We start from the raw sequence: 26,958 nt of genomic DNA on the forward strand, positions 1-26,958 counted from the left end.
CCGGTCGTCTCTTTAGCGACGGGATCGAATTCGCTTGCCGTCGCGCAAACAAAAAACGCGCCGTTAGACGCGTTCGTCCATTCAGATGTGTTGACAGCGATTTATCCAGCGTCAGCCGGAATGTCAACGCCGCCGGTGTATTCCGGCGGCAATGGATGACATCTTCACGACAGTCTCTTGAGCCGCGTGAAGTGCCCCATCTTCCGTCCGGGCCTGACATCGATCTTGCCGTAATGGTGCAGAACGACATCGCTTTCTCCGGCGAGCGTCTCAATCCGCCTGATCTCGTCGCCGATCAGGTTTTCCATCACGCAATCGGAGTGCCGCATCGGATCACCGAGCGTGAGACCGGTAATGGCGCGAATATGCTGCTCGAACTGCGAGATCGCGCAGGCCGCTTCCGTCCAGTGCCCCGAATTGTGGACCCGAGGCGCGAGCTCGTTGACGAGGATGGTTCCGTCGGCGCGCACGAAGAATTCGACGCCGATGACGCCTACATAATTGAGCTTTTCGAGAATGGTCCGGCCAGTCTCCACCATCCGCTCGGCCACGAGCGGCGTGACCCGGCCCGGAACGGTAGAGCGCCTCAGGATGCCGAGACCGTGCTCGTTGTCGGCCGGATCGTAACAGGCGACGCTTCCATCCTTGCCCCGTGCCGCGATCAGCGAGGCCTCGTATGCGAAGGGCACCTTGCCTTCGAGAATCGACGGTTTCGAGCCGAGGCTCTCATAGGCGTCGGCGACCGGCCCTTCCTTGCGGATGCTGGCCTGCCCCTTGCCGTCATACCCGAAGCGACGGGTCTTCAGGATGCAGTCGGTGCCGATGTCGATCAGCGCGTGGCCGAGTTCTTCCACACTGTCGATCGCGCGCCAGGGCGCCGTTTCAACGCCGATCCCGTTGAGGAAGGCCTTCTCCACCACGCGGTCCTGCGCGACCTCCAGCGCCTCGGGCGGTGGAAAGAGATCGGCTTCGACGATCGCCTGCCGGGCCGGGCCGACGGGCACGTTCTCGAACTCGTAGGTGACGACATCGGAATGACTGGTCAGCTGGGCAAGTGCGCGAAGATCGTCATAGGCCGCGACGATCGTCTCGTTCGCCACCTGGAAGGCCGGCGATTCCTTGTTCGGATCGAGCACCAGCGTGCGATATCCGAGGCGCGCTGCGGCCATGGCAAGCATCCGGCCAAGCTGGCCGCCGCCAAGAATACCGATGGTTGAACCGGGAGGCAGCGCGCTCATCGCACGGGCTCCTCGTCGACGGGCTGTTCCGTGACGCGCTCGCTCTGGGCTTTGCGATAGGCATCGAGCCGGGATGCGATTCCGTCGTCGCCGAGCGCGAGGACGCTTGCCGCCATCAGCGCCGCATTGACCGCGCCGGCGCGACCGATCGCGAGTGTGCCCACCGGAATGCCCGCCGGCATCTGCACGATGGAAAGCAGGCTGTCCTGACCCCTCAGGGCCTTCGACTCGATCGGTACGCCGAAGACGGGAAGGGGGGTCATGGAGGCCGTCATGCCGGGCAGGTGGGCGGCGCCGCCTGCGCCTGCGATCACCACATGATAGCCATTCGCTTTCGCGCCTTTCGCGAACTCATAGAGCCGGTCGGGCGTGCGATGGGCCGAGACGATCTTCGCCTCGAAGGGGATTTCGAGCTCGGTCAGCGTATCGGCGGCGTTCTTCATGATGGGCCAGTCGGACTGGCTGCCCATGATGATGGCGACGCGCGGCGAAAAGATCCGGTCGGTCATGCGATAATGTCCGGTATGATCTGGTCTTCGAGTTCCTGAAGGCGGTCCTTGATGAGGAGCTTTTTCTTCTTCATGCGCTGGATCCGCAACTTGTCGCAGCCAAAGGCTTCCATCGCCTCGATCGCGGCATCGAAATCGGCATGCTCCTGGCGAAGCTTTGCGGTCTGCATCCGCAGCAAAGCCTGTTCCTGGTCCGCCATCGCGTCCCCTTCTCGTTCTTTGGCGCAAACGCGAATCGTTCGCGAAAACGTGTTCGCGTCAAATCTGGCGGCTGTTTAGCAAAACCCCGACATTATCGATAGCGGGCGCGAAACCGTTTGCAAAGGAACAGCGACGGAACCGTTCGACAGCAAGACGGTTTTGTGACACGCTTTAACTGTTCTGCCCGGATGGGTTCTGGCCTGCCGGGCTCCCAACGGAAGGAGATTCTGATGTCCTTGGAAAACCATATCGCGAAGCTTGAACAGCGCCACTCGGTGCTCGACAACGAGTTGGTCGCCGCGATGACGACCCAACCCTCGAAAAGCGATGCGGAAATCAAGGAAATGAAGCTCAGGAAACTTCAGTTGAAGGATCAGATCGAGCGGCTGCGCGGCGGGTTGCAGTAAGACCGCGCAAGGTCCGGGAGGAGCCGGATTACTTGAATTGAAACGAGGAAAGGCCGCGGCATCGTCCGCGGCCTTTTCCTTTGACGTCCTTTGGGCCGAAAACCGGGTTAGCTATTTCGGGACAAGAACCGTATCGACGACCTGGATGACCCCATTCGACTGATTGACGTCGGCAATCGTCACTTTCCCGGCCGTACCGGACTCATCGAAGATCCAGACATCGCCGTTCTTGATCATGGCAGTCAGCGCGTCGCCGCTCGCCGTCTCCATGTTGTACTTGCCGCCATTGCTCTCGATGTTCTGCCGAAGGTCCGCTTCGGACATCTTGCCGGGCACCACATGGGCCGTCAGAACCTTCGTCAGCTGATCCTTGTTTTCCGGCTTCAGAAGCGTATCGACCGTGCCGGCGGGCAACTTGTCGAAGGCCGCATTGACCGGCGCGAACACCGTAAACGGGCCTTCGCCGGATAGCGTCTCGACGAGACCGGCTGCTTTCACCGCGGCCACCAGCGTCGTGTGATCCTTCGAATTGACCGCATTCTCGACGAGGTTCTTATCGGCATACATGGGCGCGCCGCCGACCATCGGATTATCACCGCCTTTCATGTTCGAGGACATGGCGCCGTCTGCATTCGAGCCGCTCGACATGGCGCTGTCGCTCGAGTTTGCCATCTGGTCTCCGCCTTCGGAAGCGGAGGAAGACGAGCTATCCGAGGCCTGTTTGCCGCTGTCGTCTGCTGGCAGAAGCACGGTGTCGATGACGTGGATGACGCCGTTGGACTGCTTCACGTCGGGTATCGTCACCGTCGCGACATTCCCCTGACCGTCCTCGATCTTGACCTCGCCGTTTTCGACCTTGGCCGTGAACGTGCAACCGCCGACGGTTTTCACCGGATGGGCGCCGCCGTCGTCGCTCACCATGCCCTGAATGTCGCTCGCCATCGCGTTTGCTGCGACGACGTGGCAGGTGAGGATCTTGGCGAGTTGATCCTTGTTTTCCGGCTTCAGGAGGTTCTCGACCGTGCCGTCGGGAAGTTTGTCGAAAGCGGCATTGGTGGGGGCGAAGACGGTGAACGGGCCTTCGCTGGACAGGGTATCGACGAGACCTGCTGCCTTCACTGCGGCGACAAGGGTCGTATGGTCGGCCGAGTTGACCGCGTTTTCGATGATATTGCGGCTCGCGGGCATTTCCGCTCCGCCGACCATCGGATTGGCCTGGGCATATGCGATCGGCGCGGCGCTCAGGCTGAGCGCGGCGGCCAGAATGGCTGTCGTCATCATGAGTTTCATTATTGCCTCCCGTAAACCTCTGGGCACTCGCTTTTCGATGCCCGGTAGCGAATTTACGAAGGCGTGGTCCTCGCGGATGTGTGAAAGTCTTGTGACACCTATAACGAAACGGTGAACCGGACGATCGTCGGACAACAACGCAAGCCGATCAGACAGAAAAGCCGGTCCGTTACGTCAGAACGGCGCTGACCCCGTCATAGACAAGCTTCAGCCCGACCGGCACCAGAAGGCCATAGACGATCCGGTAGAACAGCTCCGGCTCGATCCGCTTGACCAGCCAGACGCCGAAAAGCGTCGCGACCGGGGCTAGGGGAAGAAGGACCAGCGAGGTCAGGACGTTTTCGTGGGAGAACTGGCCGAGCGCATAATAGGGGATCAGTTTCACCGCATTGGCGACGGCAAAGAAGACGACGGCCGTTCCCGCATAAACCGTCGGTGCCAGACGTAGCGGGACGACATAGACCTGAAACAGCGGGCCGCCGGCGTGGGCGACGAAGCTGCCATAGCCCGCGCCCATGCCCCAAAACCAGGCGCGGCCCCGGCTCTCCCGTGCGCGTTCGATCATATGGCGGGTGCGGAACCACCAGTTGGCGACGAACCACAGCGACAAAAGCCCGATCACGATGCGGATCGCACCGGGCGGCGCATAGGCCGAGGTGAGGTAGCCGATGGCGATTCCGATGATCGAGGCGGGCAGCAGGTGAACGAGCACGGATTTGGAGACATTGCCGCGCCAGGCATAGAGCGCGATCACGTCCATCAAGAGCAGGATGGGCAGAAGGATGCCGGCGGCAGCTGCGGGCGCGATGGCGAGCGCCATCAAAGGCACGCCGATCAGCGCCAGCGTGCCGCCGAACCCGCCTTTCGACAGTCCGATGAGAAAGACCGCTGGAATAGCGGCACAGTAGAACCAGGGATCTGTGATCATGAGGGCCGGCGGAACGAGATGGATCGATCGCCGCGCTATCACCGATCCGGCTGAAGGGCGAGGCGAGAAGAAGATGGTTCTCGCGTCAGAAGACACGAAAAATATTCAATCGGCTGCCGTAGTGCCGGGTATCTCGACACGTGCTTGCGATCCAGAGCTGAACGTAAGTGCAGAGTGAAGGGTGATGCCCGCTTTTCTTCCGGCCAAGCTTGCCATACACGGATATTTTCATGCACCGTTCCGATGTCGAAAACTGCGTAAAGTGGGTTGACGCTGATGTCTGACGAGATCGATGCGATAAGGGAACGCTATTCTACCGCTCAGACCTTTAAGTTCGGCGACAGTCGCAGCCTGTGCATGCATCTTCTGTCGTTGGTACGTTCCGGGAGGAAGACGGCAACCTGTAGCGCGCTTCGAGATATTCAAATCGGGGAACCAATGCCTGCCATTGGGCGACGGGACATTGCTTTGGATTGGGACGGGGCTCCTGCCTTGGTGATCGAGACAACTGAATTGATCCAGTGCCGATTCTCCGAGGTGACGGAGCCTATGGCTCTTGCCGAAGGCGAGAATGAAAGCCTTGACGAATGGCGCACGGGGCATCGTCGCTACCTCGAGCGCAATGGCGGGTTTTCTCCAGATATGCAAATCCTGTGGGAGCGGTTCATTCTTATTGAAAATCTGAGCTGAACAAACGCTCCCTTAGAGATGAGCAATTGCTCGCGATATTTTGAAGAATTAACGGTCCCGTTCTCCATGCGCGAGAGTGATGAAGCTCGACGCCTTTCTACACCGTCAGAAAATCGAAGATCAGCCGGGGCAGGCCAGCCGTTTCGAGGAAAGGAGGATGGCCCTGGCCCTCGACAAGATGAAGCCGGCAATCGGGATGCCGTGCGACCATTTCGTCGGCCGTCGTTCCTGTCAGAATGTCCGAATTCTCGCCCCGCAACACGAGAAGCGGTTTGTCCTTCAGGAGGTCGAACAGCTCCCAGAATTCCGGGAGCGGTTTGCCCGCTTCCAGCGCATCGAGCGTTCTCAACAGCTTCGGATCATAGTCGGAGACGAAGACACCGTCCCGCTCCACGACTGTCGCGCGCGCCTGACGCTCGAAATCGGGCCGTCCCAGCGCCGGAAAGGTCGGGCCGAACAGCGCCTCGATCGCGTCGGCGGCTTGGTCGAGGCTCTCATAGGCCTTTGCGGCCTGAAGATAGTCGCGGATGGTGATGAGGCCGTCCACCTCGATGCGCGGTCCGGCATCGTTAAAGACGACCCGGCCGATTCTGTCCGGCGCCGTCGCCGCGATCAGATGCGTTACGATGACACCACGCGACGTGCCGATGAAATCGGCCGATTTCACGCCGAGATGATCAAGACCTGCGAGGACATCCTTGGCTTCCTCTGCGGCGTTGTAAGCCTCGGCTTGGGCTGCGGCGTCGGACAGTCCGCGCCCGCGATAATCGAAAGCGATCACCGTTCTCTCCGGATCGAGATCGCGGATTGCATGGGCGAACGCGGTGAAGTCGCGGCTGTTGCGGGTCAGGCCCGGCAGACAGGCGATCGGCCGAACAGCGGTCTCCGCTCCTTCGAACACCCGCATTGCGAGGGTCAGCCTGTCCCGTTCGTAGGTGACGATCCGCCCATCGTCTGGTTTTGCGTCTTCACCGGTCATCGAATGGTCTCCCGACATTTTCAGCCTTTTCCATCGCTTTGAAAGCGATAGCTGCTTGTTTCCGGTTGTGGGTCAGCTAGGCTGCGCAAAAACACAAGAGGAAACATCATGAACGCGCCTTGGCTCCAGCATTATCAAGAGGGTGTGCCTCGCGAACTGCCGCCGCACAGCTACGAGTCCCTCGCCGATCTTCTGGACGAGGCTTTCAAGAAGCATGGCGATGTCACCGCCTACAGCCTGATGGGGTCGGAGATGAACTTCTCCGAACTCGACGAGAAGTCCCGCCATTTCGCGGCTTATCTCCAGTCGATCGGCCTGAAGAAGGGGGATCGAATCGCGTTGATGATGCCGAACGTGTTCGCCTATCCTGTCGCTGTCGCCGGCGCGCTCCGGGCGGGGCTGACCGTCGTGAACACGAACCCGCTTTATACCCCGAAGGAGTTGACGCATCAGCTGAAGGACGCCGGTGCGAGAGCGATCGTCGTTCTTGAAAATATGGCGAAGACCGTTGAGACCTGTAAGGCGCAGACGCCGCTGGAGCATGTCATCGTGACCACGATCGGCGATCTGCAATCGACCGTGAAGCGCTTCGTCACCAATCTCGTCGTCCGGAAGATCAAGAAGATGGTGCCGGACTACGATCTACCGGATGCGATTTCCTTCATAGATGCGCTGAAAAAGGGCGGGGCGGCGACATTCAAGCCGATGCCCGGAAAGATCGATGACGTCGCGGTTCTTCAGTATACCGGAGGCACGACCGGCGTTTCCAAGGGCGCGGCGCTGACCCACGGCAACATCATCTCGAACGTGCTTCAGGTCGAACTCTGGTTCAAGCCGGCGCTCACCCAGATCAAGCCCGGCGATACGGTGACCATGGTCTGTGCGCTGCCGCTCTACCACATCTTCGGATTTACCGTGAACATGATGCTGTGCATGCGCATGGGCGGCAGCAATATCTTGATACCCAACCCGCGCGATCTGCCGGCCTTGTTGAAGGCGTTGAAGGGCAAGACCTTCCATACCTTCCCGGGTGTCAATACGCTTTTCGGCGCGATCGCCCGGCACAAGGATGCCAAGTCCGTCGACTGGTCGCCGCTCCTTCTGTCCGTCGGCGGCGGCATGGCGGTTCAGAAGAAGACCGCCGAAATGTGGGAAGAGTTGACCGGCAACTCGATCTGCGAAGGCTACGGCCTGTCCGAAACCTCGCCGGTCGCATCCGCGAACCATACGTTCGGCACGAAGTATACCGGTACGGTCGGTCTTCCGTTGCCGGGAACGGAGATGGCGATCCTCTCCGAGGATGGCGAGAAGCTGCCTCAGGGCGATGAGGGCGAGATCGCGGTCAAGGGACCGCAGGTCATGGCGGGCTACTGGGAACGTCCCGACGAGACGGCGAAGGTGATGACGGCGGACGGCTTCTTCCGCACCGGCGATATCGGCGTGATGGACGAGAACGGCTGGTTCCGCATCGTCGATCGCAAGAAGGACATGATCAACGTCTCCGGTTTTAACGTCTATCCAAACGAGATCGAGGATGTCGTAGCGTCGATGCCCGGTATCGTGGAGGCTGCGGCGGTTGCAATTCCCGACGAAAACTCGGGTGAAGCGGTCAAGCTCGTCGTCGTGAGGGAAGATCCGACAATCGACGAGGAGGCGGTCAAGGCTTACTGCCGGGAAAACCTCACCGGCTACAAACGTCCGCGTGTCGTGGAATTCCGCGACGAACTGCCCAAGACCAATGTCGGCAAGGTGCTTCGGCGCGAATTGCGGGGCTGAGCGGCCCTCGGGTTTCTGGCGACGGACTTTTGAAAAGCATTGCTTTTGAAGTCCGTCGGTTGCCCAGGCGTCACGGCCGTCTCCATGAAAACCATCATCGCAACGCGAAACCAGTTTCGTTTCAAGGCTCCGTCGGTGTCGGCGGCGCGCCACAGTGGTGACCGACACTTCAAGATGTTGGGCCAGTCCACATCGGTTGCTGTCTGTCACTGGGTATGGCGAAAGGCGGGAATAGGCGGAAATATCCGGGATTTCGCGAAAGGCCCTGAGAATGCGGGGTTTTTCGAGGCACGGAGTGAAATGTTCACTGCAGGTCTTTGACACTCGATTTGGCGATACGGCCGGCTGCTGCGCCGAAAGTGAGATTGTCGAACATCTTCGGAAATCAGCTTTTAGCGTGAAGCACGAAGGGGCGCGCTAACCCATGCGCGACGACCCTTTGAGAGTTTAAAGGCGGCATCTAGAAAGCCGATCAACCGGCTCGGAGACCAGAGCTAAAACCAAACTCAAGTTGCGCCAATCTCGCATCTTGCGGCGATAAGCTCAGAAAGCCCGGAAATCTGGGAGTAGATGGCGTTCGAGTGGGGCTTTCGAGGGCATTGAAGTTGCGCCGCACCCGGCGCGGCTTCTGTCGCTGTTGTGCGAGCGCGTGTGAAACAGAATACAGCAATTCTGTTTGAAAACAGCTCTCAAGAAGGCTGTTTACGGAATGGCGATTGGTTTGGCCTTGCCTTAAGATTGTCAGAGACCATTCGGTTGAGGCAAAGGCGGGAGATATTCCATGCTGACAAGAATGTACGCACCGGCGAATATCGTTGCCGTTAGGCTCGTTGGGACCACGACCGCAAACGACATGGAAAGCGTTTCAAAACTTTTCGATACGGCTTTCCAGCACTACGACGTGGTCGGCGTTGTGGTTGATATTTCGCGGTTCCAAGGCGCTTCATTTCAGGCTTTGTTGATAGAGGACAGTTTGCGCCAAAAACTCGAAATGAAATCGCTGTCGATCGGACGCGTGGCTTTCATTGTCGATGAAGACGATACTCAGAAACTCGACGCATTGCGTGATTTTGCGACAGCTGAATCGTCTGTCCGCGTGTTCTTCTCAGATCAGGAGTTTTACGCAGTTGATTGGACTACGGGTCCTTCCGAGGAACATCATGCTGCAAACGATCTTACCGAACACCGATTAGTCTTCGATTTCCTTTTCAAGCCCGATCGCTTTCCGGTGGAAATTAGCTCGTTCGTCCAGGACTGACCCCGGCAGTTCTCTGTTCGGTTTTGAAGCAGAATTGATAATTCTGTTTCGGATTGAAGTGACGATCGAGATCGCCAGAAAACGGGTGGGTTGTTTGAAAACCACCGTCTATTTGGAGCGCTCCGTTGTCAGGAGTGTGGAGTGCTTCAATGCATCTTCTAGAAAACAAAGTTGCTATTATTACAGGGGCGAGTTCCGGCATAGGCCGAGCTACGGCCAAGTTATTTGCCAGCGAAGGGGCGCGTATCATCCTCAATGCGCGTCGGATTGAACTGCTCGACGAAGTCGCCGCCGAGATTCAAGCGGATGGCGGAGAAATCGCCGTTATCGCCGGCGATGTGGCGCAGGAGGAAACGCATCAAGCCTGCGTCGAAGCGGCGGAGGAAACATTCGGCGCCCTAGACATCGCCTTCAACAATGCTGGCACAGTTGGCGCAATGCGTCCTCTCGCCGAGCTGACATCCGAAGAGTGGGATACCGTCCTCAGGACCAATCTAACCGCAGCCTTTCTTGGTGCAAAGGCGCAGATACCGGCTCTATTGAGACGTGGCGGCGGTTCATTAGTGTTCACAAGCAGTTTCGTTGGCAGCAGCGTCGGCTTGCCAGGCATGGCTGCCTACGGCACCGCAAAAGCTGGGCTCACGAGCCTAGCAAAGGGTATCACTGCCGACTATGGCTCGAAGGGCATTCGTGCCAACGCCCTTATGCCAGGCGGTACGGCCACAGCAATGGCTGGCGATGCCGAGCAGCGCGAATGGGCGGCCAGCCTGCATGCCATGAAACGAATCGCCGATCCGGAAGAGATCGCTCGCGCTGCGCTTTTCTTGGCGAGCAACCTATCGAGCTTCGTCACGGGCTCGGCGCTGTGGGTCGACGGGGGGAATGCCGCAGTGAAACTGTAGCGAGCGAGCCAGACCATCGTTTCGCGATAATAGGCGCTGGTCTGCTTTGAGGCTCGACGCCTTCCGTAAATGCTCGAAACTGAAACAGAATACTGTGTTCCTGTTTCAGATACTCCGTGCACTGACCATAACAACATGCGTTATCGCGTGAATCGACTGCTCTCGCGTGGAGTCGCGATCCCACAGACAAGAGCTGGTTCGTAATGAAGGCCGCAGGCTCCAACCATGCGCCGAGACGGCAGGTTCGAGGCGGAGACGAGTTCGTAAATGTGTGTGGCGTTGAGATCGCGGAAAACATACGCGATCATGCGTGCGTTCACATAGTTTCCAAGCCGCTTGCCGCGCTGCGTGTCTGCTACTGCCACAAGACCGCCCCAGGCATATCGATGAAACGGGCTAAAGCGATTATGAGGCAAGTAGCCATGCGCTGCGGCGACCACAACGCCGTTTTCATCGCCGATCGCTACGGTCACGGCAGGTCCTGCACCTCCCGTCATCAGGGTGCCTGAAAAGGGCACGACGCCTGCATCACCCATGCGCGCTCGGATACGAGCCGTGTCCGAACCCACCGGATCAGTGGGCCTGCTGAGTTCCCGAAGACCTTCAGGCAGACCGCACGAGAGTACTGCCTCCGACGCGGCCAAGGCCGCTGCACGGTCGGCGAGGAAAACGTCCCATCGATCCAAACGGAAACCTTGGCCTTCTAGTCGAGAAGCGAGCATGTCTGCCTTCTCACTGGTGATGAGACGGAATCCGCATGCACCATCACGCCCAAGGAATTCTTCAATACGCTGCCATCCCAGCCGCTCGGGGTCGTCGCAGCCCATAGTACGGCCAGTCTGGCAGGCGCCCGGGGTCGCCTCGATAAAGCTGGCGCTCGCTTCCGCCTGCGCTTGAAGGCGTTGCTGGATCGGAGTGCCAAAATAACCGACCATGGGTCTCACTTTCGTGCGTGCACTTAGTGACTGAAGAGACTACGAAGTACCGCGATCTCATCGCATGTCGCAATGCGCGCCCGGGCAACCTGTTTTAAACTTGCATCTCAAACGGCCGTTTCTGTGTCAAGACCGCGCGTTTGAAGGGATGGCGAAGGCAATCGTTTCGCGAAATGTAAGCCCGTGCTTTAACCAAATGGCACAGCCCTTGGAGAAGACGATGGCAGATCCCCACAACGTCGCGCACGGCGCTCGGCTACTTGCGATCGAGACAACGCTGCGCATGCTTGTCGAACAAGCGAGTGCGTCAGAACCGGGCTTCCGTGATCGCGTAAGAAGCACGCTCGAAGAATACCTACTGGGCCTCGAACCGAACTCCGAAGTTGAACAGGATTTCGCACGTCAGGCGCGAGGCTTCACGGAGTCGATGTTGAGGCCACCGAAAAGCTCAGCGGTGAGCACGAAAGACCGCTGATAACCATACACATGTCGATGAAACAGAATTGATAATTCTGTTTCAGGTTGGGCTAGGTATGTAATCGGCTCTCGACCCAAACGAGCCGTCAGGCGGCAGGGAAGCAGACGCCCTGAAGCGATCTTGATCGTACCAGGCCCTTCTTGGAGCGCCACGCCGCTTGTACCGCCTTCCCCCCCCGCCGTCGAGAAAACACCCAACTTTTCGGGATTTCTCATGATGTAGAGCGACGAGACGCGGGCCTCGCCGGCCACTTCGAGCCAGATCCTTGCGACGATCGAACCGCCGTCCAGAAGCGCCACGGCGGGGCCCGTTGCCACGTTTTCGCGAACCCAGCGGTAGCCCTGCCACCAGCCGCGCGCCTGGCCGAGATATTGAAGCACGCGAGCGCGGCCCTGGAGCGGCTCCGGCAGCGCCGTTGCCTTCCCGCCGCCGTCCGCGACCAGTCGGATATCCTCAGCCAGAACTGTCGAGAGGGAGGCGATATCGTCCGTGAGGATCGCCTGCTGGAAGGCGTCGATGAGGGTTCGCTGGCGTTCGCGATCCACGATCTGGCGCTGGTGGCCGCTGGCGACGTTGCGAGCGGCGCGAGAAGCCAGTTGGCGGCTCGCCCCGATCGTGACGTCGAGGATCGACGCCACTTCGACGTGAGGAACGCCAAAGACCTCGTGCAGCAGAAACGCTGCCCGCTCCTTCGGCGAAGCACGCTCCAGAACCAGAAGGAAGGCGGTTTCGAGCGAGGACGAAAGTTCGTCGGGTTCACCAAGCCATTCGCTTCCCACCGGTTCCGGGAGCCAAGGCCCGACATAGTCCGTTCGCGATCGCGCGGCGGAGCGGAGGATGTCGATGGAGCGGCGGGTACAGGCCGTCATCATCCACGCGTGCGGATTGCGGACCGCAGCTCGGTCGATGGCGGCCCAGCGCAGGAACACGTCCTGCACCACGTCCTCGGCATCGGCCCGGGTGCCGAGCATCCGGTACGCCACCGCGAGCAAGGAAGACCGCACCCGTTCGAAGGTGGCAAGCCCGTCCCGATCGTCATCGCGCTCCATCATCAACCCTTGGTCCATCGAGGCTCCAGCACCATCACTTCGGGCTCATGCGTAAGAAGCGGTCGCGACTCCCGAAGATAGGCAAGATAGGCAGGCGATCGGACGAAGGCGTCCGCATCGTCCTTCGACCGGTAGACCTGGAATGCCGCCACCACATCCGCCTCGTTCGCGAAACTGTAGGTATAGGCAAGATGCCCCGGATTGCCTTCGATAGCGGGAAGCATGTGGCGTCGCCAAGCGGCTTCGAGATCGTCGCGGCACCCCGGGCGTGCTTTATGTTTCAAAAATAGCGCATACATCGGGAAAGCTCCGTTGAAAGAGAACCTGGTGTTCTCACATCAATGACGGATGAGCTGACCTGAACGTGACATACGCGCGAAATGTCCGCTCTTTTCGTTCGTGATCCCGAAGCAGACGGTCGGCACTCCACCAGACCCTGTCATTCGAACTCTCGTTTTTGGAACACTTTCATAGTATTCTGTTTCACACGCGCTCGTACAACAGCGACAGAAGCCGCGCCGGGTGCGGCGCAACTTCAATGCCCTCGAAAGCCCCACTCGAACGCCATTTACTCCCAGATTTCCAGGCTTTCTCAGCCTATCGCCGCAAGATGCGAGAATGGCGCAACTTGAGTTTGGTCCGGGCCCGCCATTCAACACGACTAGACATCGGTCGCAAGGCTGGCCTTTAATTCGTCAAAGCCTTCGCTCCGGGGCTTACTGCGCCTCCGCAGCGCCAGCATAAAATGCGATTTCGAAAACGCTACATCGCGAGCGCGCATTGCCAAGGAGCAGCGCTCTTTCGCCAAACCGAGTGTCAAATCGTTTGACGACTTCGCCCGTCCGATCAATCCCCAAACCCTTTATCTTTCGGCGTTTCCACGAAATCCCGGATATTTCCGCCTATTCCCGCCTTTCGCCATACCCAGTGACAGACAGCACTTGGCAGATCTTGCCGGCATTAATCGCAGCACCCTCTATGGCTGGCTTAAAGGTCGAGACCCTCGCAGCAATGACCTTGCGCGATTGGTTGAAGCGACTGGATGCGATACCGCATGGCTTCTCGGTTTGAGTTCCGATCAGCACCCGAAAACCGAGGTTAAAACACGAGAAAAGATAACAGGTCCAACCAACACCTTAGTTGCTGTTCCGCGCTTCGTCATCCAAGCTGCGGCGGGAGGAGGAGCGGTCCCCGCGCTTCAGGAGCCAAATGACAGCTTCTATGTCGCTCGGGATTGGCTCTATCGGTTCGTTCCGCCGAACGTTCAGATCTCGATGATCGAGGTCGTCGGCGACTCGATGGACCCGACGATCCGCGACGGCGACGTTCTTTTGATAAGGCACGATCGAAACACGCTGCAGGCGACGATCGGCAACGTCATCGTCCTTACGCTGGACGATCTGCTCTACGTGAAGCGCCTCCAGGGCAGCGACCAGGGCGATATGCTTCTGACGTCTGACAACGAGTTCTACACGCCGATCCGGATCCCGCGTCGGGAATGGGATGAACGCGTCCGCATCCACGGCCTCGCCTTCTGGCACGGCGGCCCGATCCGCAAGCGCTGAACTTGAAAATTGAGCGACGCGCTTTCGGCCACCGAAACCGCTCCACCGCCAGTCCGGTCAATCAATCGCAGTAGAGCAGCCAGCTTGGGCCGAGAGTTGGCAGTCGGCTTCTTGGCGTCGCAGGATGATAGCGGCCGTTCAGCGCTCGACCAATCAAGGACCTTTTTGGGAACGACATGTGTTGCTTGAATCGGATGTTTGACGGATGAATGCACGTGCAGCCCTAACCGCCAGCTTAGCCAGTCACTGGTTCCAATCGTTGCGGCCAAGTCCGCCACGACCGATACGACGAATGGCGTCGATACTCCTTGCTCCCTATCTTCTTGTAACAGACGAGAGCAGGATCCAAGCGGCCGAAAGTTGACCGTGGACTGAGAAGGCATGACGTATCGGTGCCGTCAGCGAATGGGTCCCGGAAACGTCCTCTGGCGAGTCTGTTCGACCGCTCGCAGCCTAGCCGACCTTCTTTGCGCGGGCCCAATTCCCTGCTTTTCCGGATTCGAACCCGCAAAACCTTTCGAAGTCGCGTGCGGTCATAGGGCGACCATATAGGTAACCCTGACCCCACCCACATCCCTGCTCGGTCAGCACGGCGTGCTGCTCGGGCGTCTCGATGCCTTCTGCAACCGTCGTCATCCCCAGACCCTCAGCCATCTGGATCATCGCTCGGGTAATTGACATGTCCCGATCCGTGACGTCGGGCCCACTGATGAAGGAACGGTCGATTTTAATCTTCGAGACCGGATACTTGCGCAGCATGCTGAGCGAGGCGAAACCCGTGCCGAAGTCGTCGAAGGAGAGGGAAACCCCGAGGGTTCTCAGACGCTCGAGCTGGGAGAGAATACGCTCGTCGTTTTTCAGGATGGTGGTCTCGGTGATCTCGATCTCAAGGCCATCCGGGGCAAGGCCCGCCGCCTTCAAGGCATGCTCGACATGCCGGATGAGATCTCCGGACTTGAACTGGATCGGGAATAGATTGACGGCGACACGAAAGTCGGACCGGCTCGTCGAGCGCCAGTAAGCAGCCTGACGGCATGCGGTCTCGAGAATCCAGGTCCCGACCGCGATGGCGGTGGCGTCGCTTTCCAGCAACGGAAGGAACGCTCCTGGGGCAAGCAGCCCCCGTTCGGGATGGTTCCAACGCAGGAGCGCCTCCGCACCTTTTATCGAGCCGTCCGCAAGCACAACCTGCGGCTGATAATAGAGCTCGTAGGCATCCGTCGTCCAAGCCCGAGCGAGTTCCTGACGAGCCAGGCCCCTTTCGGCAACCTTGTGACGAAGATCCGGGGTGAACAGCCGTGTGCGTCCGCGTCCGTCTCGCTTGGCCCGGTAGAGCGCGAGATCCGCATTTGCGACCAGCACCCCGGCATCGGCTCCGTCATGTCCAGTGCAAGCAATTCCGACACTGGCGCTGATGGTGACGAGGGCACCGGATGCGGGGATCGCAACTTCGATTGCGTCGATCAACGTCTCGCCCTGCCAATGGGCGTCCATCGGATTGGCGATGTCTTCCATGATGACCACGAACTCGTCTCCGCCCATGCGAGCGCAGAATCCGAACTGACCAGTGCATTCCTGGATGCGACGTGCGACCTCGACCAGAACTGCGTCCCCAACCGGATGGCCGAGCGTGTCGTTGACGTCCTTGAAGCCATCGAGGTCGATCAGAAGAAGGTTCGCGCGACGTCCTGCGGCGAGAATTTCGTCCAGTCGCTCGTTGAAAGCTCCTCGGTTCGCGAGCCCGGTCAATGGATCCGTCAAGGCAGCTTCCAGGAGCCGCGCCTCGGTTTCGACGCGCTCGCTCATGTCGCGCATGATGGCTCCGAACCTGTGCTCGCCGCGCTCCATCCATTGCGAGAGCGAAAGTTCGATGGGGAACTCGCTACCATCCCTCCGACAGGCCGTGACCTTTGCCGACTGACCGATGAGTTTCGCCGCGCCTCCAGCAGCGACCCGCCTGAAGCCTTCGCTATGTGCGGACCGCATCGCCGGCGGCACGATAAGGGTCAAGCATTGCCCGAGCACCTCGCTCGAAGAGTATCCGAACAGGCGTTCCGCACCGGCGTTCCACGCGACGATCTCGTTGCTTGCGTTCGCGATGACGATGGCGTCGGGCGAGGTTGTCGCGATACTTTCGAACCGTTGTGAAGCCTCGACATCGGCGAGGCGCGCTGCTTCGACCCGATCGCCGACGTGACGCGCCAGCCCCGAAAGCAATCGGGTTTCGACGCGCTCGACCTTCGTCGCAGCTGGACGATAGACCGTGATCGAGCCGATCGATGTCCCATCCGGGTCGCAAACGCTCTCCAGGAGTACGTTATGTCTCTCCGCCTCCGTTGGATCGACAACCGAGCTTGCGACTCGAACGTCGACGATTAAGCAGGTCGGCATGTCGCCAGCGGTATGAAGGGAAATTCCGCCGTCCGCATGGTCGATGCGCACACGCACGGCGTCGGCTTCGAAGACTTCGCGTGTAAAACGGGCAACCCGATCAAGGTCGTCGGCAAGACTGCGAGGGACGGCGGTCGACCGACGAGACGGGGCTGCGGTATTCATGGAAGCATCCCTCATGCGGCGGACCTGCGCTGGTGGAAAGTCTTTGTACGATATAAACATTACTGCAAAGCTTCAGGCTGAAGGGGCGCGGTAACGCTCCGTGGTCACGCGTGGTGCTGGCCGGCGCGGGACGCGCCGTCGGCAAGGCGGTTCCGGGGCGGTGGGAAAACCAGAGCTTTGAGCGCCTATCGGAAAGTAAGGATGCCACTGCCCTATCTACTACGCTTACCGATCGGCCGAAGCGGGTTGCGGTCCTTGGCCGCTTGCCAGCCAAGGCGTTTCAACGTGACCTGAATATCATTACCACAGGTTATATTTGAAGCCGAAAACCATCTGTAATCAGAATGTTAAGTTTGATTCAACATTGTGCGAGAGCTTCAATTCCAAGCTCCGCGACGAGCTGCTGAACGGTGAGATCTTCTACTCACTCGCCGAGGCTAAGATCGTGATCGAAAGCTGGCGCCACCACTACAACACGGCACGTCCGCATTCATCGCTCGGAAACTTGACGCCGAGCGCCTTCGCCGCCTTACTCAAACCAGCCCGGAGGATCGCGTGAGATCTGGACCAAAGAAAGGGGCAGGTCCCGCCCGAAAATGCACTAAGACTCACACCGGACCACCCGGAAGGGGCAGGCCATTGGGGCGCTCAAAATCGGCCGTTTCCGGACGGGCGCGTTAGGGTGCGGTCGTCTCGACGTTCCGGCCTTTCACAATCCTCTTTCGCTGGGTCAGCAAGGCGCAAGAGATTTCTGGAAGCTTCGTCAGCAGGCCACCTTCCGTTTTCCAACCTGGAACGGCCGAAGCCGAAGGCGGAGCGGCGAAGGGTAACACCGCGCCCCTAGTCGCGCTGTAGGTGGTCCCGAGCCTGTGGGAAACGAAGCTCCGCAAAGCAAACGTCGCAGTGAACGTTTCTTCACCACGAGCAAACGTGGCGGGTCGCACGTGAACCATTCGTCATGAACGGTTGAGGTAGTGAAACCACCGTCACTACTGGAGGCTTCCCATGAAAGCGGTCGAGATCTTTTCGGGGGCGGGCGGATTCTCGCTCGGCCTCCGCCAGGCAGGAATAGGTCTAGCCGCAGCGTATGACTTCGACCCGGCCGCGATCGCAGTGCACGATGCCAACTTCGCTCATCGGCTCGATAAGCTCAACGGACGTCAGAGGAGCAGGGTAGCTAATCTTGGAACGGCCGACAACGGACGACCAGACTACGGCGATCTCCTTCGCTTCGCACCCCAGATCGCCGCCTTCGCCCCGGATCTGATCGTTGGCGGCCCTCCATGTCAGCCTTGGTCACCCGCGAACAAAACGAAAGGTGTTCCAAAGGGAGAAGCCTCCCCGGACGCGGCGCTGACCGAAGCTTTCTCCATCATTGTCACTCACGCCCGCCCGCGGTTCTTCGTCATGGAGAACGTCCCGCGCATTCGTTGTTTCGATATATATCGCAGGATCACGAACGTCTTTCGGCACAACGGCTATGGCCTCACGGAAGCGGTAATTAACGCGTCGTGGTACGGCGTCGCGCAGACCCGAAAACGTCTTTTCCTTATTGGTTGCCTGGACGAAGAGGACGGTTGGCTGCTCGATCATATCGAAGCAGCGAAGCATTCCCGTCAAACGACAGTTGCTGACGTCCTGGGTCCCGACTTCGGGAAGGTCTTCTTCCGTCGCGGACATGACGACGGAGAACGGCGCTCGATCTGGCTGTCAGAGGAACCTAGCCCAACCCTCACTTCGACGTCACGCCGAACCGCAGGTGCTAAAGGATACGAGCTCCGCAAAGCCGACGTCGAGACCATCGAGCGATTGCCTGAATGCGACCGAGCCGAGGTAGGCCGCCTGTTCTGGCTGACCCCCGGAGGTAAGTCGAGCGTCGGAACCCGGGAGGTGGATCGTCCGGCACCTACAATTCTCCACGGCAGCCTTTCTGCGCCTGTTCCGAGCTACAAGCCGAAGAAAGGCGACGTAGTCGACCCTTCTGTCCTTCCGATCCCGACGTTCGAGCAGGCTTCTCTCATCGGTGGGTTCCCACCGGAATGGGATTGGTCTGCGGGTGGATCAAACACGGCGCGCATGCAGATGCTCGCGAACGCCGTCGCGCCGCCTGTCGGTCGCATGATCGCGACCTGCATCAAGTCCTACGCGGCAGGGGAGATACCGCCAAAGAAGGTGCGCCTAGAGAAGGCCTATCGAAAATGGCTGTTGAGGAAGAACCATCTGACTGTCGACCGCGTAAACCAGATTATGACTGACACACGAGCGGTCATGCGCCTGTTGGGACGGCGAACGTTCGAAGACCTCGATCATGCTCTCGTCCGCCTCGCGAAGATCCCCGCTTTCACTCTCTACGGTGCGTCCCGCCAGTCGAACCTCCGGAAAGCCATCCGCTATTGGGTATTGCACGAGGAGTACCGTCAGGAGGTTGCGCGAGAAGGGCGTATCAGGAAATACGGTGCGGATATCAATCCGCGCGAACTGCGCGGATTCGATTAAAGCGCCTTAGGGCCGTTGATGTTGCCCCCTTGGCTTGATCCAGGTTGAAGTTCGTTCTGGCCGATCGACAAGGACCAGAACATGAAGCGCAGCCGTTTCTCCGAAAAGCGAAACCCAATACCGCGTCGTTCACTCGGCCAGATCGTTCGGACTCGCGCGCCGGCTTCGGCATCCTTCACCGCGGCAGCGGAGTAAAGCGACCTGCTAACAGGTCTAAGATGTTCGGCTCCGGGCATGACGGAGCCGAACCATCTCGGGTCATACACACAATTGACGACGAGTGAACTGACGCCGCGAGGCCGTCCTCGTTTTCCAGCCCGGAGGGTCGGAGCGAAGCGGAGCAGGGTGGAGGCGTGCCGCGCCAATCATAGCGCCGTAGGGGCGCCTTCACCCTGTGCGTCAACGTGGGCGGGTGTCCCATCCGGGTCGAAGTTCTCTCCAGGAATGTTCAATCCGGCTCCGCTTCTGCCCAAGGCAGAGTTTACGCTGCCCGCGCAGGAACGTACTCGCTTCGTCCGGAACAGATCGGTTACGTCGACGACCCCCGGCCGCGTTTGGACTTTGAAGACGTCCGCGATCGAAGTTCAGCGAGGTTTGGGACATTCCGGAAACGAGGCGTCGGTCGAGGAAGCTTCAATTTAGGCAGCGGCTTCGACGGATCGCTGAGATATGGGGAGAAATTGATGCCGCGGGGAAGCGTCGCCTGTTCGATCGCTTCGATTTCATCGGACGTCAGAACACGGAACCCATAGCGAGCCCCAACCGTCGACGGCGCGTGTCCGCATTGCATGTCTGCCGTCCGGTCGCCGACCTGCGGACGAAGCCAGGCCTTCGCATTGTGCCGCAGAGAATGGAAGACGCCCTTCTGGCGTTCCGCAATACCAAGGCGCCGCATCCAATGTCCCATCCGCTTCTGCGCCGTAGCGCCCGGATCCTTCGACACGTGGAAATCGGGGAAGAGGTACCCGTCGACGGTCTGTGCCCACGGTACGAAACCAAGATCATGAAGGATCGGGTGAACGGCGACCAGGCGGGACGAGGTCGCCGTCTTCAGGGGCCGGGCCGTTCGACGCCGCCTTCCTGCACAGTTGTTCGAAGGTCGATGATCAGCTTGCCGTTGATGGTTCGAACGTCTCGACCTTGAGTGTAAACGAGCTCAGAGATCCGCATTCCCGTGAGAAGGCCAAGGAGGGGAAGCCAACGCATATGTGGATCGGCATAGGTGGCGGCATCAGCGAGCCAGACGTTCAGTGCCTCGGCAGATAACCCCTCGCGCGCCACTGCTGGAGATGCTGCTCGCGGCGGCGTCACCTTGACGGATCCTAGATCTCGGACGCCGGGAACGGTCGCAGCGACGGCCCGCCAAGTCGGCAGAAAGTCCGAAACGTATCCCTTCACCGCTGAAGAGGAGAGACGAGCTCGGCGTTGATCGTCAGGCAGCTTATCATTCAACTCAGCGGCCTTCCGGGCCGACAATCCGGCGAAGATTTTGATTTTGTGTCGGTTCGACGGAACGCGTGCGAGTACGTTCGCAAACTCCTGCACGTCAGCGGGGACGTAGGCCCGTAGTGGTTTGTCCCCTACGATCTCGATAAACGCGGCGAGTGCCTGCTGGACGCGCTCTCCATATCGACTGGCGGAGTCGCCTCCCTGATCGAGGGCATCGCGACGGGCCTGAACGATCGGCGCCGCAGTGATGCTCAATAAGCAATCCAGTGTGGGGCCGATCTGAGGTGAGGGCGGTTCAGATACTGACGGCTTGACGTCGTTCGCGATCTCGCGACGTTCGGCAGAATGAAGGTCTGAAAGCATCTCCCGGAACGTGGCACGTTCAGAGGCCCACGTGGCGTCGTCCCGATCGAGAACAGTGCCGAGTGTTTCAAGGCGGGCCCGAATCGAATTGAGAGCGCTCTTGCGAGCGCCGAGCGCTGCGGTCTTGGTCCGGAGATGGGCCGCGAGTTCCTGTGAGCCGGGGTCGTCGAACTCCGACTCATACAGAGCGTCCGAATAGGCAGCCAATTCATTCAAAGACGTCGAGCGTGTCTCCCGATCCAGGGCACGAAGCTCCGACGCCAGAGCGGCGAGGCTTTTATCGAGAGTTGGTCGGGTCATCTGAGGATCCAGCATCAACGCATGGCAATGGCCTGCGAGGATAGCTGCTCGGCGTTTAGCTTCCGTTGATCGGACCGGGCCGATCCGGGCGCGCAACGGTGTGTGACCGAAGGATTTGCGAGTATCGGAAGGGATTCGAAGTTGGAACGTGAAGCCGTTTGGTCGTCGCCAGAGATACATGCACCGCATCCTGTGTACGCGGAGGTGTACGTCAGGCGAGGGCCCAGTAAAATCCCGTTTTAGAACAACGTCTTAGGCAGATGGTGGGCCCGGAGGGACTCGAACCCCCAACCAAGCGGTTATGAGCCGCCGGCTCTAACCAATTGAGCTACAGGCCCGGACGTGCAACCGCCTAACCCAAACCCGGGCGGGCGACAAGCACCAAAAGCGTCAGCGGGTGCCCGTCTTCTTCAAATAGCTTGCCGGGGCGGTGTTCGGCAGTGGGACGGCAGCAGCGATCACCGATGCCTGGGACGCGTTTTTCGCTTCCCGGCTTTTTGCGACCGACTTCTGGTACGCGCCCCACCATTCAAGCCACCACACAAGCGCGAACTGCAGCGCAAGTCCCGCCAGAAGCAGGCTGGTGTCGAAGACAAACTCCTGCTCGCGTCCAAACTTTATCACCTGGCAAATGAGCGACAGAATCGTTCCGCAGGCGAAGACCGGCAGGGAATGACGGCCCATCGCCGCGACGATATTGGTGCGGTCGATCTTGGCGAAGGGAGAGTGGCTTACCGCATTCGCAAAGACATAGGCGAGCGCGATCACATGAAGAACTCTCGGCACTGCTGCGAAGGTCTTGTCGAGACTGGCGATCGCTGGGGGCAACACTGGGTCAAGCCCGTAAATCAGGAACCACAGACCATACCGTGTCGTGACGAAGGCAAAGAGCAGATAGGCAAGAGCAAGGCCGAGAAGCCACGGTTTGTAGGGGACCGACGGCTTGCCGTCGACCTTGCGCAATCCCCCATAAAGGCCGGCCGCGAAAATCACTTGCCAGGCAATGGGATTGAAGAACCAGCCTCCGGGGTTCGGGAAGGCGGGAATATTCAGATAAAACGCCCAGGACGAAGCCCAGACGGCGATGGCCGTACCCAGCATCAATTCCCGGCTGATGGAGGCGAGCCAGAGATGGATCGGCACCATCAGCAGCAGCACGATATACATCGGCAGGATATTTACATAGCCGAATTGGTGCCCGAGGCTCGCCAGGCCGAAAAAGGCTTCCAGCGGCTCGCTCGACAACGCGCCGAGATTCATCCGCCGCATGAGCTCGCCTTCGCCGAACGCCATCGCAGCCCAGGCGAAAAGACCGATGGTGAGCATGGTCAGCGTCATCTGAACGAGGAATAGCGTTCCCGCCCGGCGAAAGGCTTTCACCGTGGCAAACAGCCTTTGCCCCGCCAGAAAGGGACGACCGTAGGCGAAGGCCGCGGCGAAACCGGCCAAAAACACGAAAAGCTCCGCGGCGTCCGAAAAGCCGAAATTACGAGAGGTGTATCGCTCCCAGAAGTTCCCCGGCACATGATTGACGAAAATCATGATCAGAGCGATGCCGCGCCAGAAGTCGACGCGGTTGTCTCGCGAGGTGGCAGGCTTGGGGGCGACGATCGTCATGGCTTGTTCGATGCAGCAGGTGAAGAGGTGTGGGTGGAGGAACCATCTTCGCTAGCGGCTTCGATCACGGCTTTTTTCGGAGCAGCCGGCTTCTCAGCATCAGATAATGCCTGCCTCCAGCGATCGGCGGAGAGGATCACTGGATGGGGCTCGATCTCGAACGGTGTGCGGAAGAGACCGAGCCGATTCGTCAGATCGCCGAGAACCGGACTTGCGGTGAAGGAGATCAGGAACGGCGCGATGATCAACGGCAGGGCGATCGGCAATGTCCATAAAAGGATTTCTGGCGCATAATAAAAGGCCGCGTAGAGCACAGCCGCGCCAGCGGCGACCATCCACCAACTGGCGGCAAACGCTGTCTTCAGCGGCACGCCCTGGTCTTCGCGATCGGTCGCTGGCCAGCCGGAATCGGCGCCAATCAGAATCTCGCCGATTGCTTTCGATTGCATCATCATGGTGATCGGCGCGAGGAGGGAGGTCAGCACCAGTTCGGCGGTGGCGCTTGCCACCACGTGGATCGTCCCGCCGAACGATTTGCCTCGTCGCGAAAATGCGGATGCGAAGGTGATCAGCGTCTTCGGCAGCAGCAGCAGGACGACAATGCCGAACAGAAGGAGCAGGGCCTTCTGTGTTTCGGGCTTCGGGAAGACCGGAAACAGCGAATCGGCCGGAAAATAATTGGGCTCGGGGGCGACGATGGGATCGATGAGGCTGACGATCAGGAACATCAGCCAGATGGGAGAAGCAAGATAGGCCATGATGCCGGCCGAGAGCTGCACGCGGTTCCATGTCTTGATCCCACGCGCCAACAAAAGGCGTGAATGCTGGAGATTGCCCTGGCACCAGCGGCGATCCCGCTTGGCATATTCGATGACATTGGCCGGCGCTTCCTCGAACGAACCAGGCAGGTCGGGATCGACACGCACGATAAGACCGGCGCGCGCGAGAAGCGCGGCCTCAACATAGTCGTGGCTCAGGATCTGACCGCCAAGGGGCGGTTTGCCCGGAAGGGGAGGTAGCCCGCAATGAGCCGCGAAAGCCCGTATCCGGATCATCGCGTTATGGCCCCAGAACGGTCCTTCACGGCCCTGGAGGGAAGCAAGACCACGCGAAAAGATCGGCGAGAAGATCGCCGCCGAGAACTGAAGGGCCCGCCCGAAAACCGTCCGCCGATTGATGATCAGCGGCTGGGACTGCAGCAGCGCAAGATCGGGCTCGTCGTCCATGCGCGCGACCATTTCGAGAATTGTCTCCGGCGCCATCAGGCTGTCGGCGTCGAGCACGAGCATATAGGCATAGGCGCCGCCATGGGTCGTGACGAAATCGGCAATATTGCCCGCCTTGCGTCCGGTATTCTTTTCGCGGTGGCGATAGAACAACCTGCCGGCCAGCTTCATTTTACGAAGCAGGAACCGGAAGGCTTGTTCCTCAGCTGCGACGCATTCGGATTTGGTCGAGTCGCTCAAGATGTAGAAGTGGAACGAGTCGAGCCGCCCGGCCTGACGAAGACCCTCTGCCATAGCAGCGACGCGCGCGCAGACCGACGGAGCGTCTTCGTTATAGACCGGAACGAGAATCGCGGTTTCGGAACTCGGCTGATAGCGCCCGCGGAGCTTGCCTTGGCCCACTTTCAGAGACGAGACCATGCCGAAGCACGCGGTCATGAAACCCCAGGCAAGCCAACTACAGCAGATCAGCAGCAGGGCCGTCTGCAGGATATGGAAATTGGTCGTACCGTTGGCCGTGATGACCGTGAAGAAGAGAAACGCTGCAACAAGGGACAGGAGCGCCGCGCTGACACAGAATGCCGTACGGAAAAATGCGATCAAGTGGTTATCCACTCCCGGCTATAGGTAAGCCCAAACTATGGCCCGTCCTGAATGTCCCTTCAAAACGCTTTGCCTGAGCGCTCTTACCCATTGGGAGGGGACTCAAGCAAGTTTGTAGTCGATGAAATGCGTCGTAAAACCCAGCAGCCGCAAAGGCTGCTTTCCGTGACTGGCGCAAACCGCATCGACAGGCAGCGCTTCCTGGTCGGCAACCGTCCGAAAGCGGAACAAAGCCGCCCGTTTCAGGCGGGTCGCTTGTCGCCCGGTATCAGGCGCGCAAAAAGACCTGAAAACCAGGCTTGAAAACGGCCCGTTCCGAAGTCCTGCTCGGGCATGGGAAGTTTCGAAACCGGTGCCGGCAGTTCCACGGTTTCGATGATGTCGATCGCCCACGTCTGACCATTCCGGGCGTCAAGGATCACCTTGTCGACAGGTTGATTCAGATCGCTTTCCGTAAGACGCTTTCCGATCGCGCGATGAAGGTCGATCGTGTCGTTGGAATACGAACCCAGGACGGCGTCGACGATCGAAATCGGACACTCGTCCTTGTTCCAGGATAAGACACTCACGTTTCTCTGGTCCATTGATAAATCCATGTCTCGCTTATACTGCGCCGCAACATGGTGAGTCTAACGCGAAGTTCCACAGGTCGTTCCTCGACCCGTTCAAGTTCCAGTGATACGCGCCAGCCGCCGTCCGGAAGCCGGACAACGGCACTGTTTAACAGTCGTCCCGCCGAAGTCACTTCTATTTCCGGTTCGACCTTGGCGTTATCAGGCAGGTCAGCCGCGGGCCCGCCCTCGAAGTTGACGACCATACGGCGTGTCGTCTGCTCCTGGTCGGTATCGGCGGCATTGCCGCCAATGCCCGACAGGGTCGAGGAAACGCGGGCCCTGTCCTGCGGCGGTTCGACATCGAGGCCCCATCGCATCCGATAGGAAAACTCCATGGAGGAACCGGCTTCGGCGCGCTCTTCCGGGATCCAGAAGGCGACGATGTTATCGTTCGTCTCGGTGGCTGTCGGAATCTCGATGAGTTCCACCGTCCCTGAACCCCACTTGCCGATCGGTTCGATCAGAAGGGAGGGACGGAGTTCGTATCGTGCCTCTGTATCCTGATAGCTCTCGAAGGATCGATCGCGCTGCAGCAGTCCGTAGCTCTTCGGATTCGTTTCTCCGATAAAGGACAGCGCCAGTTCCTCTGGGTTTTGAAGTGGTCGCCAGAACTGTTCGCCATTCTCCCGTTCGATGAAAAGACCATCGCTGTCGTGAACCTCGGGGCGGAAATCGTCGTGATCCGCTCGATCGTTTTCGCCAAAGGTGTACATCGAGGTCAGCGGAGCGATGCCGAGGCGCGCGACCGTCTCTCTGAAATACAGTCTTTGTCGGCACGTCATTACTGTCTGAGGACCGGGCGTGATGACGAATTCGTATGCGCCGGCAACGCTTGGGCTATCGAGCTCCGCCATCAACCGAATCGAATGCTCGCCAGGCTTGGGGGCATCGATGTAGAACGCAGTGAACCGCGGAAATTCCTCGGGCTGCTCGGATGTCGCCGTATTGATGGCGAGGCCGCGCGCCGAAAGGCCATAGCGCGTTCCCATGCCGAGGGCCCGAAAATAGCTGGCGCCCAGAAAGGTGACGAGTTCGTCGAAATAGTCCGGCCGCTCCAGCGGCGCGTGGATCCGGAAGCCGGCAACGCCGGGGAAGTTCAGATCGTCGAAGTCAGCCGGGTTCAGCGGCGGACGATATTCGAAGTCGTCCGCGCGGAAAATATGCGGCTGGTAATGCCCGTCGCGACCGATGGAGACTGTGGCGGTATCCTTGAAAACCCAACCTGGGTAAAACGCCTGAAGATGGAAATCGACAGGTTCGGCCCGCCAGAGCGCATGGTCCGGGCGGTAAGCGATGGCCCGATGTTGGTCGTAGCTGAGATCCTGAACGATTTGCGGCAGCGAGGGCGCGGGTTCGGAGTGGGGCTGCTTGGCCTTTTCCGCCATTCTCTCGCTGAGCTTGTCGAAGGTCAGAGCCTCTGTTGCCGCCTGATCCGCCTGCTTTCCGGCGGGTTCGGTAGCGTCGCCGTTGCCCGCCGCGAAGCTCGACGAGAACGGAAACAACATGGCGGCAAATCCACCGCCCAACGC

General features: G+C 59.5%; 22 protein-coding genes, 1 tRNA gene and 2 pseudogenes. 8 read left to right on the forward strand and 17 right to left on the reverse strand.

Features of this window, described 5'->3' with window-relative positions; translation table 11 throughout:
- Positions 1 to 164: 164 nt before the first annotated feature.
- Genes ABDX79_RS08365 through ABDX79_RS08375 form a run of 3 tightly spaced genes read right to left on the reverse strand, consistent with a single transcriptional unit; the run spans position 165 to position 1,947 of the window.
- Positions 165 to 1,238, reverse strand: a complete 1,074-nt coding sequence (locus ABDX79_RS08365) for a 5-(carboxyamino)imidazole ribonucleotide synthase (protein WP_346219816.1) — start codon at positions 1,236 to 1,238, stop codon at positions 165 to 167.
- Positions 1,235 to 1,747: a 5-(carboxyamino)imidazole ribonucleotide mutase gene (gene purE, locus ABDX79_RS08370; RefSeq protein ID WP_346219817.1), complete on the reverse strand. Its 513-nt coding sequence runs from the start codon at positions 1,745 to 1,747 to the stop codon at positions 1,235 to 1,237. The genes ABDX79_RS08365 and purE overlap by 4 nt, the downstream gene beginning before the upstream one ends.
- Positions 1,744 to 1,947, reverse strand: a complete 204-nt coding sequence (locus ABDX79_RS08375) for a YdcH family protein (RefSeq protein ID WP_346219818.1) — start codon at positions 1,945 to 1,947, stop codon at positions 1,744 to 1,746. The genes purE and ABDX79_RS08375 overlap by 4 nt, the downstream gene beginning before the upstream one ends.
- 231 nt (positions 1,948 to 2,178) lie before the next feature.
- On the opposite strand from ABDX79_RS08375, the gene ABDX79_RS08380 reads away from it, so the two are divergent.
- Complete coding sequence (locus tag ABDX79_RS08380) at positions 2,179 to 2,355, forward strand: YdcH family protein (protein ID WP_346219819.1); 177 nt, start codon at positions 2,179 to 2,181, stop codon at positions 2,353 to 2,355.
- A 111-nt stretch (positions 2,356 to 2,466) separates the two neighbouring features.
- Here ABDX79_RS08380 and ABDX79_RS08385 read toward each other — a convergent pair whose 3' ends face one another.
- From ABDX79_RS08385 to ABDX79_RS08395, 3 genes and pseudogenes are all read right to left on the reverse strand, one after another.
- A complete protein-coding gene (locus ABDX79_RS08385) occupies positions 2,467 to 3,003 on the reverse strand; it encodes a fasciclin domain-containing protein (protein WP_463671138.1) in 537 nt (178 codons plus the stop codon).
- Between the two features lie 90 nt (positions 3,004 to 3,093).
- Positions 3,094 to 3,645: pseudogene (locus ABDX79_RS08390) on the reverse strand (fasciclin domain-containing protein); the annotation flags it as partial.
- 169 nt (positions 3,646 to 3,814) lie between these two features.
- Positions 3,815 to 4,573: a sulfite exporter TauE/SafE family protein gene (locus ABDX79_RS08395; protein WP_346219820.1), complete on the reverse strand. Its 759-nt coding sequence runs from the start codon at positions 4,571 to 4,573 to the stop codon at positions 3,815 to 3,817.
- A 276-nt stretch (positions 4,574 to 4,849) separates the two neighbouring features.
- On the opposite strand from ABDX79_RS08395, the gene ABDX79_RS08400 reads away from it, so the two are divergent.
- Complete coding sequence (locus ABDX79_RS08400) at positions 4,850 to 5,263, forward strand: ASCH domain-containing protein (RefSeq protein WP_346219821.1); 414 nt, start codon at positions 4,850 to 4,852, stop codon at positions 5,261 to 5,263.
- Between the two features lie 97 nt (positions 5,264 to 5,360).
- On the opposite strand, the gene ABDX79_RS08405 is transcribed toward ABDX79_RS08400, so the two are convergent.
- A complete protein-coding gene (locus tag ABDX79_RS08405) occupies positions 5,361 to 6,242 on the reverse strand; it encodes an alpha/beta fold hydrolase (protein WP_346219822.1) in 882 nt (293 codons plus the stop codon).
- 108 nt (positions 6,243 to 6,350) lie between these two features.
- Here ABDX79_RS08405 and ABDX79_RS08410 point away from each other — a divergent pair, with 108 nt between their 5' ends.
- The 3 genes from ABDX79_RS08410 (at position 6,351) to ABDX79_RS08420 (ending at position 10,178) form a co-directional block, all read left to right on the forward strand.
- A complete protein-coding gene (locus ABDX79_RS08410) occupies positions 6,351 to 8,018 on the forward strand; it encodes an AMP-binding protein (protein WP_346219823.1) in 1,668 nt (555 codons plus the stop codon).
- 781 nt (positions 8,019 to 8,799) lie between these two features.
- Positions 8,800 to 9,276, forward strand: coding sequence for an STAS/SEC14 domain-containing protein (locus ABDX79_RS08415; RefSeq protein WP_346219824.1), 477 nt, complete (start codon positions 8,800 to 8,802; stop codon positions 9,274 to 9,276).
- 149 nt (positions 9,277 to 9,425) lie between these two features.
- Positions 9,426 to 10,178 carry an SDR family oxidoreductase gene (locus tag ABDX79_RS08420; RefSeq protein ID WP_346219825.1) on the forward strand — a complete coding sequence of 251 codons (753 nt, stop codon included), beginning with the start codon at positions 9,426 to 9,428 and terminating at the stop codon, positions 10,176 to 10,178.
- Between the two features lie 140 nt (positions 10,179 to 10,318).
- On the opposite strand, the gene ABDX79_RS08425 is transcribed toward ABDX79_RS08420, so the two are convergent.
- The 3 genes from ABDX79_RS08425 to ABDX79_RS08435 all read right to left on the reverse strand — a co-directional run bounded on the left by ABDX79_RS08425 (position 10,319) and on the right by ABDX79_RS08435 (position 12,939).
- Positions 10,319 to 11,113 carry a GNAT family N-acetyltransferase gene (locus ABDX79_RS08425; RefSeq protein WP_346219826.1) on the reverse strand — a complete coding sequence of 265 codons (795 nt, stop codon included), beginning with the start codon at positions 11,111 to 11,113 and terminating at the stop codon, positions 10,319 to 10,321.
- Between the two features lie 402 nt (positions 11,114 to 11,515).
- A complete protein-coding gene (locus ABDX79_RS08430; RefSeq protein WP_346219827.1) occupies positions 11,516 to 12,658 on the reverse strand; it encodes a sigma-70 family RNA polymerase sigma factor in 1,143 nt (380 codons plus the stop codon).
- On the reverse strand, positions 12,643 to 12,939 hold the full coding sequence (locus ABDX79_RS08435; protein WP_346219828.1) for a putative quinol monooxygenase: 297 nt from the start codon (positions 12,937 to 12,939) through the stop codon (positions 12,643 to 12,645). The genes ABDX79_RS08430 and ABDX79_RS08435 overlap by 16 nt, the downstream gene beginning before the upstream one ends.
- 642 nt (positions 12,940 to 13,581) lie before the next feature.
- Here ABDX79_RS08435 and ABDX79_RS08440 point away from each other — a divergent pair.
- The gene (locus ABDX79_RS08440; RefSeq protein ID WP_463671137.1) at positions 13,582 to 14,205 is read left to right on the forward strand and encodes a LexA family transcriptional regulator; all 624 of its coding nucleotides are present in this window, start codon (positions 13,582 to 13,584) and stop codon (positions 14,203 to 14,205) included.
- A gap of 453 nt (positions 14,206 to 14,658) precedes the next feature.
- Here the strand turns inward: ABDX79_RS08440 and ABDX79_RS08445 are convergent, their stop codons facing one another.
- Entirely contained in the window at positions 14,659 to 16,761 is a 2,103-nt protein-coding gene (locus ABDX79_RS08445) for a putative bifunctional diguanylate cyclase/phosphodiesterase (protein WP_346219829.1), read from the reverse strand.
- 364 nt (positions 16,762 to 17,125) lie between these two features.
- Here ABDX79_RS08445 and ABDX79_RS08450 point away from each other — a divergent pair.
- Both ABDX79_RS08450 and ABDX79_RS08455 read left to right on the forward strand, forming a co-directional pair.
- Positions 17,126 to 17,320, forward strand: a pseudogene (locus tag ABDX79_RS08450) (integrase core domain-containing protein); the annotation flags it as partial.
- A gap of 446 nt (positions 17,321 to 17,766) precedes the next feature.
- Positions 17,767 to 19,257 (forward strand): DNA cytosine methyltransferase, encoded by a 1,491-nt coding sequence (locus ABDX79_RS08455; RefSeq protein ID WP_346219830.1) that lies wholly within the window; start codon positions 17,767 to 17,769, stop codon positions 19,255 to 19,257.
- A 1,050-nt stretch (positions 19,258 to 20,307) separates the two neighbouring features.
- Here ABDX79_RS08455 and ABDX79_RS08460 read toward each other — a convergent pair.
- The 6 genes from ABDX79_RS08460 to ABDX79_RS08485 form a co-directional block, all read right to left on the reverse strand.
- Positions 20,308 to 21,549 carry a site-specific integrase gene (locus ABDX79_RS08460; protein ID WP_346219831.1) on the reverse strand — a complete coding sequence of 414 codons (1,242 nt, stop codon included), beginning with the start codon at positions 21,547 to 21,549 and terminating at the stop codon, positions 20,308 to 20,310.
- A gap of 81 nt (positions 21,550 to 21,630) precedes the next feature.
- A tRNA-Ile gene (locus tag ABDX79_RS08465) sits at positions 21,631 to 21,707 on the reverse strand.
- A 52-nt stretch (positions 21,708 to 21,759) separates the two neighbouring features.
- A complete protein-coding gene (locus tag ABDX79_RS08470) occupies positions 21,760 to 22,986 on the reverse strand; it encodes an OpgC family protein (RefSeq protein ID WP_346219832.1) in 1,227 nt (408 codons plus the stop codon).
- Positions 22,983 to 24,815, reverse strand: a complete 1,833-nt coding sequence (mdoH, locus tag ABDX79_RS08475) for a glucans biosynthesis glucosyltransferase MdoH (RefSeq protein WP_346219833.1) — start codon at positions 24,813 to 24,815, stop codon at positions 22,983 to 22,985. Before mdoH ends, ABDX79_RS08470 begins: the two co-directional genes overlap by 4 nt.
- 242 nt (positions 24,816 to 25,057) lie before the next feature.
- Complete coding sequence (locus ABDX79_RS08480; protein WP_346219834.1) at positions 25,058 to 25,384, reverse strand: hypothetical protein; 327 nt, start codon at positions 25,382 to 25,384, stop codon at positions 25,058 to 25,060.
- Entirely contained in the window at positions 25,381 to 26,934 is a 1,554-nt protein-coding gene (locus ABDX79_RS08485; protein WP_346219835.1) for an OpgD/OpgG family glucan biosynthesis protein, read from the reverse strand. The genes ABDX79_RS08480 and ABDX79_RS08485 overlap by 4 nt, the downstream gene beginning before the upstream one ends.
- Positions 26,935 to 26,958: the final 24 nt, after the last annotated feature.

This window comes from Fulvimarina fulva, from assembly GCF_039652615.1.
In the GTDB taxonomy this organism is placed as follows: Bacteria; Pseudomonadota; Alphaproteobacteria; order Rhizobiales; family Rhizobiaceae; genus Fulvimarina.